This is a genomic window from Alloactinosynnema sp. L-07 (genome assembly GCF_900070365.1).
Lineage (GTDB): Bacteria > Actinomycetota > Actinomycetes > Mycobacteriales > Pseudonocardiaceae > Actinokineospora.
Genome location: NZ_LN850107.1, coordinates 2,047,496 through 2,060,097 on the forward strand (window position 1 = coordinate 2,047,496; position 12,602 = coordinate 2,060,097).

At 69.5% G+C, this 12,602-nt stretch carries 13 protein-coding genes; 12 read left to right on the forward strand and 1 reads right to left on the reverse strand.

Translation table 11 applies throughout. The annotated features are described in order from the left end of the window. Nucleotides 1-34 precede the first annotated feature (34 nt). The 12 genes from BN1701_RS09175 (at nucleotide 35) to BN1701_RS09230 (ending at nucleotide 11,703) form a co-directional block, all read left to right on the forward strand. Entirely contained in the window at nucleotides 35-583 is a 549-nt protein-coding gene (locus BN1701_RS09175) for a DUF6884 domain-containing protein (RefSeq protein WP_054047364.1), read from the forward strand. A gap of 193 nt (nucleotides 584-776) precedes the next feature. Next, nucleotides 777-1,217, forward strand: coding sequence for a hypothetical protein (locus tag BN1701_RS09180; protein ID WP_054047366.1), 441 nt, complete (start codon nucleotides 777-779; stop codon nucleotides 1,215-1,217). A 1,081-nt stretch (nucleotides 1,218-2,298) separates the two neighbouring features. Then, entirely contained in the window at nucleotides 2,299-2,481 is a 183-nt protein-coding gene (locus tag BN1701_RS09185; RefSeq protein WP_054047368.1) for a hypothetical protein, read from the forward strand. Nucleotides 2,482-2,806: 325 nt separating this feature from the next. After that, nucleotides 2,807-3,472 (forward strand): hypothetical protein, encoded by a 666-nt coding sequence (locus BN1701_RS09190; protein WP_054047370.1) that lies wholly within the window; start codon nucleotides 2,807-2,809, stop codon nucleotides 3,470-3,472. 81 nt (nucleotides 3,473-3,553) lie between these two features. After that, nucleotides 3,554-4,327 carry a hypothetical protein gene (locus BN1701_RS09195; RefSeq protein WP_054047372.1) on the forward strand — a complete coding sequence of 258 codons (774 nt, stop codon included), beginning with the start codon at nucleotides 3,554-3,556 and terminating at the stop codon, nucleotides 4,325-4,327. A 62-nt stretch (nucleotides 4,328-4,389) separates the two neighbouring features. Next, the gene (locus tag BN1701_RS09200) at nucleotides 4,390-5,352 is read left to right on the forward strand and encodes a bifunctional DNA primase/polymerase (protein ID WP_054047374.1); all 963 of its coding nucleotides are present in this window, start codon (nucleotides 4,390-4,392) and stop codon (nucleotides 5,350-5,352) included. Between the two features lie 668 nt (nucleotides 5,353-6,020). Beyond that, nucleotides 6,021-6,215, forward strand: coding sequence for a hypothetical protein (locus BN1701_RS09205; RefSeq protein ID WP_054047377.1), 195 nt, complete (start codon nucleotides 6,021-6,023; stop codon nucleotides 6,213-6,215). A gap of 980 nt (nucleotides 6,216-7,195) precedes the next feature. Further along, nucleotides 7,196-8,137 (forward strand): hypothetical protein, encoded by a 942-nt coding sequence (locus tag BN1701_RS09210; protein WP_054047379.1) that lies wholly within the window; start codon nucleotides 7,196-7,198, stop codon nucleotides 8,135-8,137. A 782-nt stretch (nucleotides 8,138-8,919) separates the two neighbouring features. Continuing rightward, nucleotides 8,920-9,429, forward strand: coding sequence for a hypothetical protein (locus tag BN1701_RS09215; protein ID WP_054047382.1), 510 nt, complete (start codon nucleotides 8,920-8,922; stop codon nucleotides 9,427-9,429). Between the two features lie 220 nt (nucleotides 9,430-9,649). Then, nucleotides 9,650-9,985 (forward strand): hypothetical protein, encoded by a 336-nt coding sequence (locus tag BN1701_RS09220; protein ID WP_054047383.1) that lies wholly within the window; start codon nucleotides 9,650-9,652, stop codon nucleotides 9,983-9,985. A 585-nt stretch (nucleotides 9,986-10,570) separates the two neighbouring features. After that, entirely contained in the window at nucleotides 10,571-11,005 is a 435-nt protein-coding gene (locus BN1701_RS09225) for a hypothetical protein (protein WP_054047385.1), read from the forward strand. A gap of 146 nt (nucleotides 11,006-11,151) precedes the next feature. Continuing rightward, nucleotides 11,152-11,703, forward strand: a complete 552-nt coding sequence (locus tag BN1701_RS09230) for an HNH endonuclease signature motif containing protein (protein WP_054047387.1) — start codon at nucleotides 11,152-11,154, stop codon at nucleotides 11,701-11,703. 235 nt (nucleotides 11,704-11,938) lie between these two features. Here BN1701_RS09230 and BN1701_RS09235 read toward each other — a convergent pair whose 3' ends face one another. Next, nucleotides 11,939-12,472: a hypothetical protein gene (locus BN1701_RS09235; RefSeq protein ID WP_157367869.1), complete on the reverse strand. Its 534-nt coding sequence runs from the start codon at nucleotides 12,470-12,472 to the stop codon at nucleotides 11,939-11,941. Nucleotides 12,473-12,602 lie beyond the last annotated feature (130 nt).

Consider the following 12,602-nt stretch of genomic DNA (forward strand, 5'->3'; position numbering starts at 1 on the left):
TTGCCACGTCCTCGCTCTCACTCCGAGGAGACCTGTGACCGCCACACGGGCGCTGTTCGTGGTGCCCTGCAGCAACAGCAAGCTCACCCACCGCGCCCCCGCGCGGCTGCTCTACACCGGGTCGACCTTCCGCCTCGCCCTACGCGTAGTCGAGCGGGAAGCCGCGCTCACCACCGAATCGGGGCTGCCCGCCTCCGTGCTAATCCTGTCGGCCCGTCACGGATTGATCACCCCCGACACCGAGATCGACCCCTACGACCAGACGATGACCGACACAGGTTCGATTCCGGTGCCCTCACTGGCCACACAGTTGCTGACGCACCAGATCACCTCCGGCACCGACATCTACGCGTTCCTGCCCCACCTCTACCGGACGCGCTTGCGGGCCGCGGTGGACCTGCTGTGCCAACTCACCGAAGCCACCGTGCTCATACACGACGTCTACGAAGCCGCACCCGGAATCGGCTACCAGCGCCAGGTCCTCGCCTCCATCCGCAGATCGCAGCCACCCGCTCCAGATCGAGCCGCCGACCTCCCTCGCGCGATGTCGTCCGCGGCGCCCGCCCATCGAGATCCCCGATAGGCCCACGAGGCGCAGCGAAGGTGACACAACTCGCTGTCCACACCGCCCCGCGCGGTGCGGCACGGGCCCAGCAAAGCAGCCGCCCCTCGCCGGCTCCCGACCGCGGAGAAGGTCGTCCAGTGGGCGGCTGCCAGCGGCGGCCCGTCCCGCACCGCCCTTCGACGGTGCCCTCGATCACGAGAAGGACCTGGTCATGTCACTTCCCTCCATCTCACCCGGCGCAGCCGACGAGAACCTGGCGCGCCTGCGTCTGGCCACCGCACTGTTCGGCACCACCCCCGACGACCTAGTCGAGCCGGTGCTCGACGCCGCCGGTGAAGACGCCGCGATCGCCTACAACTCAGGCGCCCTTCCCGAACTCTCCGACGCAGCGGCACACGACACGCTGCACGACCACGCCGAGCAGCACGCCGCACGCATCAACCAACGTGAACTGGACGCCCAACTGGCCTACCTACTCGAGGTCAACGACTACGACACCGTTCTGGACGTACTCACCCCGACACCCCACCGACTCTCCGGCGCTCTCGAACTGATCCGCCACCAGGCCCGACTGCTCACCGCCGCCCGGGTGCATCGAGTCGATCAGCACACCATCGACGTGCGATTCACCCTCACCGACGAGACCGTCTGACCTCGCCTCCTAGAAGCCGAAACCGCCCAGTCCGGCTCCCCGCGCGGCGATGTTCTTCCTCGGCACCGCGAACCCACGGTGGCTGGCCGACCTGGACGTGCCGCTCTGCCTGGCCTACCACCACCTCTCCAAACGGCGGACCCTGCCGCGGGCGCGGGCGCCCTGGCTGCTCGACTCCGGCGCCTTCAACCGCCTGAGCACGCATGGCGGGTGGGACACGTTGTCCCCGCACACCTACATCACAGGGGTACGCCGCCTGGCCGAAGAGGTCGGCAACCTCGCGTTCGCCGGTCAAATGGACTGGCTGGTCGGCGACGACCAGCTACGCCGCACCGGGCTGCCGGTCGACGCGCACCTGTGGAACACAGTCACCAACTACCTCGACCTGGTCGAGCGGCGGCGATCCGGGCGACTGCCCGATCATCCCGTCACTGCAGGGGCGAACCGAACGCGACTTTCACCTGTGCTGGGACCTGTTCGACAGGTACGGCGTCGACCTGGCCACACTGCCGCGCGTCGGCATCGGGTCCATCGCCTCCCGCCAGGCGACCCCCGAGGTCGCCGCCATCGTGACATCACTGCTCGACCGCGCTCCGCTGGTCCTGCACGGCGTCAAGGGCGGCGGGTTGCGCCGCTATGGACACCTCATCGCCTCCTGCGACACCGCCACCTGGTCCTACAGCGCCCGCCGAGCCGGGCGACGACACCCGACCTGCGCCGCAGCCCACGCAACCTGTTCGAGCTGCCCCACCTACGCCCTGGCCTGGCGAAGCCACCTGCTCGCGGCCATGCCCGAACCGACGTCCTTGTATGAACCCGGCCCTCCACCGCGAACGCCCCGGGTGGCACCCGCCCGACGGGACGGCGAGGACTCTTCAGGGCAGCAGCACCGCGTCGGGGCTACGCGCCGATGAACCCGGCCGAACCATCCCGGTGAGACCAGCCTCGCTGCGCTCGGTCGCGCTGACGCGCGATCCCACCGGGATGGCCCAACCGGAACCCCCGCCACCCCTGCGGGCCCCGGCACGGCGCTGCAGGGCTGCGCCCGTCCACGCAGTACCCACCGAGCAGGAGGCCACCGATGAGCACGCGACCCAGCACCGGCCGCCGCGTTCGTCTGAACGGGACCGAGATCGACATGTTCGATCACCGGCGAACCGAACGGCCCAAGGCCGGAGAGGCCAAGGCGGTCAAGACCGCCGCCAATCGCCGCGAGCGCCAGGCCGGACGCCAGTACGCACGCAAGCAGCGATGGGAGGGCTGATCGCCTCGCTGCGTCGTCGGCTCGTCCCGGATTCACGTCGCGGACCCGGGACGAGCCGAAACGCATCCCCGCGCCGCCGCCCAGGGGCATGACAGCGGGCCCGATCAGTCGGCGCACCCTCCGTCGCCCGGCAAGCCCATCCCGTCTCTTTCCCGCGAGAGCAACTCCGCGCCGTAGGTAGCGAGATCTCCGTGCCAGTGGGCGGAGGACGCCCGCAGCCCAGCACACCGCCGGGCCAGCGGCCACCGGTTTGTCCAACCCATGCGGCGGCCCGGCGGCGCGCTCCGCTCTGGGCGTTCCATCCGCCCCTACAGACGGAGACGTCGTGAACATCGACACCGCGTTGGCCAACGTCGACGCGCTCAGCCAGCCCCAGGCCGCCGCCCTCACCACAGCCCTGATCGCCCGGCACAAGCTGCTCAAGGACCAGCACGCCGCTCGGATCACCGCGCTGGTCACGGTCGGGAGCACGGTCAAGATCCGCGACAACATGAGGCCGAGGACGCTGTGCGGCCTGGTCGGGGTGGTGCGATCCATGAACGGCAAGGCCGCGGAGATCACGCTCGACGAACGCTCGGCCGCCGAACACCGCCAGCAGCAGCTCGACGGAATCCCTTTGGCCGCCCTGGAAGCTCTCGACTCTGCCCAGAGCTTCGCCCAGGTCGTCGACTTCTTCCTCAACCACGCCACGATTGAGGACCTCACGACGCTCAACGGCGCCCGCAAGCGACGGATCGAGGCGCTCGCGTCCGGGTTGACCACAGGCGACCAGGTCGTGGTCATCGACGTCAGGCCCAAGTTTCTCGCCGGACTGATCGGCGCTGTCGCGTCGGTGAACAAGACCGATCGCACCTGCGAGGTTCTGTTGGACGAGGCATCCACCGACCGCGTCCGCTGGTTGCGCAGCCCGAAGTACACGGTGGCCGACACCACCAAGCGGTACCCGCTTCGCCTCAGGTTCACCCAGGTTCTGATCACCGGCCGGGGCTGACCGTCGTGGGGCGGGGCCATCAGCGCCCCGCACAACGCCTCCACCACATTCACGAGCCCCGCCGAGCCTCAGGAGTCCGCCATGAGCGCCATCGTGCGCAGCAAGACGACCGGACGCGTCCTACACCGGACCGTCACCAGCAAACCCCAGCTGGGCCAACCAGCCGCCGCGCGCTGCATCATCTGCGGGTGGTCGCAGAGAATCGACCCACCCGGCGGCCGCAGCGAAGCCCGCGCCCTCGCCCGCGCCCACCTGCGCTGGCCGGACGAATGGCCCGTTTTCCACTGCGGCATCGCCTACCACACAACAGATCCCGACCACACCGACCCCGCAGCCGCGCGCGTCGGGGGAGCCCGAGCCAACGCCTCCGCCTGGGCCGTCCACGACCGCAGCCCCGCCGCCGCACGCGCCGCGCGCCTCGCCACCGACGACATCGTCGACCGCGGCCTCCCGACCGAGGCCGCCTTATCCCTGGCCATGCCCGCTTGCGACCCGACCCACAGGCCAGCGCCCTCCGTTGCTCTCGTCGTCGCGCGGCATGACGTGCCGGGGTACTCGATCGCCTGGATCGGCGACTGCCGCGCCTACGAAGTGCGCGGCGAATGCCTCGTGCCGCTGACAACCGACCGCGCGGCCTCATCAACGGTCAGGCACACCCACACCAGCCGACCTCGCGGCCGGCTGGTTCTCACCGCAGGTGACCTGCACAACGCCGTGCCGCACGACACGCTCACCGCCCTGGCCGTCGGCATCCCACACCCGACCACCAGCGCCCACTTGATCGTCGCTGCCGGAACGCGAACCGGCGCCGCTGACGTCACCGCCCTCGTCATCGACCCCGTTCCAACCCAGTGACCAGCGTCTACCTCTGCGCGGGAGCACCGCTTCCACATACCCTCGACCCAGGGGAGGAACCAATGACCACCAACCGCACCAGGAGCGAACCGGCCACCCGCCACCACCGCACAGACCCGCCACGCCTGCGAGCGGCGCTCGCCGCGGCCGCCCGTGGCTGGCCGGTATTCCCGCTCTACCAACACAAAAAGAAGCCCGCCATCACCGACTGGGAGAGGCGCGCCACCACTGACGAACGGCAACTGCGACGCTGGTGGGCGACCGCGCCCTACAACATCGGCGTGCCCTGCGGACCCGCCGGGATCGTCGTCATCGACCTCGACGTCGCCCACGGCACCCTTCCATCCGACTGGGCGCACCTCGGCGTCGAACACGGCCGCGACGTTCTCGCCATCCTCGCCGATCGCGCTGGAGAGCCCGACCCGATCGACACCTACTCGGTTATTTCACCCACCACCGGCGAACACCGCTACTTCGAGGCGCCGCCCGACATCCAACTGCGCAACACCATCGGCCACCTCGGAATCGGACTCGGCCCCCTGATCGACGTCCGTGCCCACGGCGGCTTCATCGTCGCGGCCGGGTCGCTGACTGTGATCGACGGCGCCAAACGGCGCTACCGGACGCACCCGCTCCGCCCGCACACCCTGCAGCCGCTTCCACAGTTTCTGATCACCAGCCTGACTCCGCCACCACCCGCACCACGCGCACCCATCCCGCAGATGGAAGGAGGGCAGCGCCTGGCCAACTACATCCGCGCCGCCCTCGACGACGAGGCACGCACCGTCGCCGCCGCCGCACCGGGCACCAGGGCAGGCGTCCTGTTCCGCTCCGCCGCCGCACTGGGCAGCCTCGTCGGCGCCGGAGCCCTCGACGAACAACTCGCCGAGCGGGTCCTGCTCGACGCCGCCCAGGGCCACAACGGCATCGACCGATGGAACACCCACGAAGCCCAACACCACATCCGCAACGGACTGGCCGCAGGCAAGAGCACCCCGAGGGCTATCACCAACCTGACGGCCTGACCCACCTGCGTCACCGATGCCGCTGCCCGGGCGGGACCGACCCTCTCCGGTACGACCCCGGCCGCGCACTTGTGCATCGGCGCCCACCGTCTCGCTCCCGCCCTGAGCGTGGCGGCCCGCCACACACGAAGCGCTCAGCCCAAACTTGTTGCACACCAAGGAACTTCGTGGCGCACTACCAGCCTGGTCAACCTGAGTCGCTCCCGCCGTCTCACCTTCCAGCCACGCCACCAGGCCCTCGCCGGATGTCCCTGCCGGCTCCATGTCGACGCTTTCCGGAAGCCCCGCTACGCCGTCGTCCGGTGTCACCGCGCGATCGGGCCTATCGCCGAGCCGCACCCGACATGAGCGCGCTGGGCCACCACAGTCCGCGGAACCGGTTCCGGCGACGTCGCGAAGGTGACTGACGCCCGGGCGGAGCTTGTCGCGCTCTTGGTCCCGCGGGGGTGGAGCGCCTGTGGACCGCCCAGAGGTCAGCACGACGGGAGGGGTTCGCGTGCAAGCACTCCACGCCCATCCGTTCCGGTGAGACAAGCCCCTTCGGGGTCGCGCTGCGCGCGATCACACCGGAACCGACGAGCGCTGCGCACCTGCACGCCCCTTCGGGCCCCTCCCGCCGTGCTGAGGCAGGGCCGCGTTCCACCGACACCCCAGCCCAGGAGACCCCGATGATCACCGCGACCTACACCGACTTGTTCGCCGACGTCCTCGCCGAGACCTCCGCGCTCGAGCTGCTCCACCACGAGCTGGGGGCCCAGTTCATCGCCGATCGGGGATGGCGCGACTTCGACGACCACGATGCCTACGCCGACCTGGTGCGCATCGACCTCGAAACCGCGGAGCTGGGCGGATCCGACTGGTGAGCGCCTACCGGGCGGGCCCCCGAGGCCCGCCCGGCACCGTCCTCGTCCCTCAACCACTCGGGAGTCGCCCGTGATCGAGATCATCGCCCAATTCTGAGTCGTCGCCGCCCTGATCAAGGGCGCCATCCGCATCTGCGGACACCCGCATCACCTGGCGACTCGCACTCCTGGTCGCGCTGTCCTGGATAGTCCTGCTCATTCAGATGGCCACTGCCCAGCACACCGGCGTCCCAGAATGTTCTGACTTCCCGGCGCACGTCCCGGTGGCGGCGATCGTCGCGCCGCCCGCCGGGCACCGACCTTGGGTCCGGCGGCCTCCGGACCACGGGGTGGGGGAGGTGGGCCTGGAACGGCCCTGTGGTCTCCCCCATCGCGGCACGAACGAGCTGAGCCAGACCGGGCTGACGGGCGCAAGCGTTCCACGCCAATCCGTTCCGGCGAGACAAGCCCCTTCGGGGTCGCGCTGACGCGCGATCACACCGGAACGGACCAGCGCTCCACGCTTGCGCCCGTCAGCCCGGTCTGGATGAAACCAGCTCGCGCCGCGATGGGGGAGACCACAGAGAAGGGCCGTTCCAGGCCCACCTCCCAGGTCTACCGCACCGGCCCAGAGGCCGGACGGGCGTCGCCCGAACCCACCAGGGCCAAGCCCTGGACCCGCCGGAGCTCCGCCCCGGACCCGGACACCGCTTCTGGGGGAGGGGTAAAGCCCCGCCAGAATTCGCGAATTCAATAGCGTCCGGGTCTCGCCTATTCTTGAAACGGTACGCAAAGCAACTCATGGAAGGCGAAACGCGACTCTCGCACACCCTCTGACCTGCGAATATGGATACGAACCCGTTATCTTGGCGGCCCGGCTACAGATTGTCTTTAGGCCGCTACGCGGGTAATATTTCCCTTGTTCGAGGGGAACGGAAAAGCCCCGCCGGAGTCGCCAAACCTCCGGGAACACGATCCGCGAACGACACAAAGGAAACGCCATGTCTGCGACCCTCACCGACCGCCCCGCATCCCTCAACCTGTACCGCACCGAAGACGCCCCCGCCCTCACCGCCGTATGCCGCAACGCGGAATGCAGCCTTGAACTGAGCGCTCGGGAACGTTCGCGCATTGTCCGGCTCAATGGCTTGTGCGAGGACTGCCACGAGAGCGGCGTTATCGTTCCCGCCCTGATCCTGCCGACGAAGCCCAGCGCCAGCGCCCCCGCCGTCGACAGCCAGACCGGCGCCAACGACACCGAGGCGCCATTTCAGGTGTGCTTTGAGTGCACGCGCACCTACGCCACCGACGCCGACCTGATCGCCGCCTACAACACCGAACAGGGCGAAGGCGCACCCGCTGTCACCACCGCCGAGGACATCACGTTCTGCCCCGAGTGCCTGCACGACTTCCTGTACCCGCCCACCCCTGCCGTTGCCCGGACCCCCGGCGAAGCCCGCGTTTGCGGGAACTGCGACGCCGATATTTCCGTCCTGCGCGCGGAAGCGCGGTTCTGCTCCGCCGCCTGCCGTGATGCGGTCGAGCCCGCCGTTGCCGCCCAGCGCCCCGCCCCCGGTGTAGTGACTGTCCGATTCGTCGAGCCGAAAAGGTTCCCGGCGACCGCCCCGGAGAGGGAGACCAAGACCGACCGGAACTCTGCAATGTCGGTCGGAATTGACGTGGTGATGTTCGCACTTCCCCACCTCACCGAGTACCAGGCGGAAACCGGACTCCGCGCCGCCGTCGCCCACTGGGCAAACGGCAAAGTCACCGGCGCCGGCGTCGCCGCAGCCGCCCGCGCGTGGACCCGCAATGGCGAGGACTACGACGACATGAAGCCCTGGGCACAGGGCAAGGAAAACACCGCCGCCCTGAAAGTGCTTACGAAGGCGATTCGCGCCGCCCACGAGTACAACGCCGCGATCAGCACGAGCCGCAAGTGACCCGCGATCGGCGGCCGGACCCCACCGGCCGCCGATCCCCGCACACCAGGCACCCGCCCGCCCGTCGCGCCATCGGTGTGACCGGCATCGAGCCGGCCACACCGATACGAGGGGGCCTCGCGCCCCCCTCGTGCTCCCCCTGCGCCCACCCGCCCGCCCGGCCCGCCTGGCGGCGGGCACCGAATCCGGGTTCCGGCGCCTGGGGCGCCTGCACCCGGATGCTGCGCTGACGGCGGGGTCGTCGCCTGGCGGCGCCGCCCCCGCTGGCTCCGCGCCTAACGGCGCTCCGCGAAGAACCCCTGTTATCGAATCCGGGTTCCGGCGCCAGGGGCGCCTCCACCCGAATACCACCCCGTCCAGGGTGGTGGCGCCTGACGGCACCACCCTGAGGCCGTTCGCGCCAGGCGGCGCTTCACAGCCAACCGCGCCAGCTTCTGGACCGCGCGCCACAGCCAAGAACATCGCCGCCAGGGGACCGCCCCGCACCGCAACCCATCGCGCGTGGGTGGTGTCAGAAGCCGAGCCCGGCCCCCACGACGTCGTCGAGCAACGCGCGCCTGGTGCCGTCTCTGCACCCGGCTGGGACCGGCAGATCGCCCGATGGCAGCACACCTGAAGCGGGGTCCGCGGCGATGAACACGGCCCGATCAGCGCGGGTGACAGTCCTCGCTGCGCTGCGGGCCACCCGCCCCGACCAGCCGCAACCCCCGCCGCCCCTCCGGGCCCCGCCCCGGCGCGCTGGGCTGCGCCGCGATCAACCAGCACCCAGCTCAGGAGACAGCGTGCCCAACGACCACATGCCCAGCGCATTCCCGACCCACCACCTGCTTCACGCCGCCGGCCTGTTCCTCGACTTGGCCGACGAGGTCATCGACCACCTCGACGACCTCGGCGGCCAGCTCGGATACGAGGCCCCAACGTGGTTGTGGAGCACCGACTATGACTTCCGCGACCCCGCCGCACGCCCACCCGTCCTGGTCGGCTACATCGCCAACCGGCGACCCGACGCCGCCCGTCGAGCCGCACGCCAGTGGGCAGACACGCTCGGCCTGACCCCATCCACCAAGGCCGTCACCGGCACCGTCGCCTACGACGGCGAGATCAACGGATTCAAGATCCAGATCTCGGCAGTGGTGGACAGAACCGCGTCCAGCGACAAGCTCTCCACCCTCACCCGCTACGCCCCCGAAATCCTCCTCGCAGGAATTCTCGCCGCCACCAGCATCATCGCCGCAGTGCTGCTCACCGACCACAACAAACTGGCCACCCTCGCCCGCGGCCTGCGTCGATAGACCCCGGCCGTCGCCCCAGCCACAACCGCCGGGGCGACCAACCGACGACCACGCCGCGCCCCGCGCGGCCACCCGATCCGCAGCGAGCCGACACACCACAACAGCACACCGGCCGGGGCTGCGCGACGACCGCGCACCGCCCAGCCGCCGCCCAACAGGCCCCGGCCGCCGCGCTGAACCGGGGCGCGTCAGCTCCACCACAGCCCGGAAGGCACACACAATGACCAGGCACTACCTCACCACAAAAGACACCGCCACAGCCGACACCATCTGGGTCGGCTACGACCGCCGCACCAGCAGCTTCATGTCCCAGGTCTACAAGGCCTGCGACTTTCCAACCATGGTGGCCACCGCCGGACCGCCATACGAGACCGTGTCCCACGCCGAAGACATCATCGCCGAAGTCAGGAACTACGCGCACATCCCCGACGACCTGATCACCGCCCTGGAAGCCGACCAATACCTCGCCCCGCACATCAGCACCGCAGACGCGAACGCCGTCACATACTGGTCGGCCACCACCCGCCTCGACGGAGAACCTGACACCGAGCAGTGATCGCTCCGACGGCGCGGCACCAAGCGGCCGCGCCGTCGGACAACTCTTCACCCGTCCGCCACGCGCTCACAGCAACTCGGCCCTCGGCGTGCGCGCCGGTCCAGCGCACAACCGCACCGAACGCGGCGCCAGGCGCCCACCGCAAGACCACTCGCTGCCGAATCCCACGCCCGGCAGCAGACGGACTCGACCTCTAGCGAACCGACGCACACGAGGCGGAGACCGACTCCACTACCGGGCCGAGGGCAAGCCAACACGAGAGCGGTGCCAACGCCGCTCGACCAACCGCGTCCCACCCGGCCGGCGTCCGTCGATCAACCGAACCCCCGAACGCATTCCCGTTCACGTCGAGCCGCGGCAACCGGGACTTGTGGACCGCCCACAGGTCAGCAAACCGGCAGGGAGGCGCGCGCCGATGAACCCGGCCGAGCCATCCCAGTGAGACCAGCCTCGCTGCGCTCGGTCGCGCTCACGCGCGATCCCACTGGGATGACCCAGCCCGATTCCCCGCCGTCCTTCGGACCTCCCACCCGGCCCGCTGAGGCACAGCCGCGTTCCACCAACCCCAGCCACAAGGAGCCCGCCATGACCGACAACAGCACCTACATCGGCTACGTCAGGGAGATCATCGGCGACCGCCTCACGATCAAGAAGAACCTCGAGTTCAAGTTCGTCATGGTCGTCGACCACGGCGAGAAGGTCGGCGACGAATGGCACCCGAACAAGGTCCTCTACACCGTCGTCGCCTACACGAAGCTCGCCCACAACATCATGGCCACCTTCGCCCGCCAGCCCAAGCAGGGCGTCGGCCTCCGACTCATCGTCGTCGGCAAACCGCGCAACGACAGCTTCCGCGCCACCGGCGGCTACAACGTCCCCCGCCAGTCGATCGTCGCCAACTACGCAGGCCCCGACCTGAACTGGTCCATCGCCGCAGTGGTCCCGATGGGCCCCGACGCCACCGACGAAGCACTCGCCGCCAACACACCCGCCCAGGAGCCGATCACCGCAGCAGCCTGACCACCCCGCCTTGGTCCGGCACCGGAAGCCTCGGTGCCGGACCGCGACCCACCACAGTCGTCCGCGCCGATTCTGTCGCCGCCCGCATGCATGATGACCACGACCGGCTACCCAGCCGAGCCGGCACGTGACGGAAGGCGGCGACGTTGACCCGCACACTGCTGCCCGTACCACTCCATGCCACAGCCAAAGCTTGGGAACGCTTCAGCCGCAAGATCGTCATCACCTCAAACCACCACATCTGGGTCCGAAGCCTCGCCGACGACGGCTACGGCCGCTTCCACGACCCGAACTACACCGACGCCGACCTCCCTGCCGCCGTCCGCTCCGACATCGTCCGTGTCAGCCGCTGGATCTGGTGGGCCCACTACGGCCCCATCCCCCCGCGCACCGTCATCATGCACACCTGCAACGTGCCCATCTGCGTCCGACTCGACCACCTACGCGCAGGCACCCAGCAGCAGAACCTGCTCATGGCCGCCGAACTCAACCGCCTCGCCCACACCGGCGGCGGCAGCCACCGCATCGACCGCGCCGACAAACGCGGCCAGGCAGGCCAATCCCACGCCATCCGCCAAGCCGTCCTCGCCGCCATCACCGAAGGCACCACCGACCCCGACGCCCTCGCCACCGTCGTCGAGGCCGTCCTCGCCCTCGGCGACGCCTTCGCCGACCAACTCAGCCTCTTCGACATCTGACGGCCCCAGCCACCACACCCTCCCTGTGGCGGCCGGGCACCGTTAGATCCGGGCACCGTTAGATCCGGGCACCGTTAGATCCGGGCACCGTTAGATCCGGGCACCGTTAGATCCGGGCACCGTTAGATCCGGGCACCGTTAGATCCGGGCACCGTTAGATCCGGGCACCGTTAGATCCGGGCACCGTTAGATCCGGGCACCGTTAGATCCGGGCAACTGCGACAACGCGGTGAACCTAACGGTTCCCGGCCACAGCCGAGGCATCGCTGCCCGCCATCGAATCGCCTTCCTCACGCTGGCCCGCCCTCGGCAAGACCACCGAATACCCAGCCACCGGCTTGCCAGCCGCGACCTGGCCCTCGGAAGCAACGAAAGCCGCGGCGGCACCCGCCTCGCTCCGGGCCATCTGCGCCCAGAACCGCAGGTCCTCGACCCGCACTTCGGTCAACTCGGCCAACTCGACCCGCGTGACCCTCATCGCCTCCGCCGCGAGCACCGCGCGACCAGCCGCCAACTCCGCCCTCACAACCGACGGACTGTCGGCCAGCGCCGCCTCGAACACCTCCCGCAGCCTCGGCGCACGGGCATCACCCTCAGGCACCCTCAGCGCCGCTTCGACCTTCTCACGCAACACAGCATCGTTCGCCGACCGGGCCCCGGCAGCAGCCGCCGCCGCGTGGCCAACAGCGACCACAGCATCCTCACGCCTGCGCCGATCGTCATCGTCCTTCTTACGCAGCCGCGCCCGGATCTCACGTGCACTCGCCACATCGACCTCCCCTAGATCGAATCCTCCCCTCGGCCCCGCCCCACGCTAACCCAGCACCCCACCGTCAAGCATCCGATTCTCGCTGCTCACCGTCCACACAGCGCGGCCCAACTGGGCCACGACCCAATCC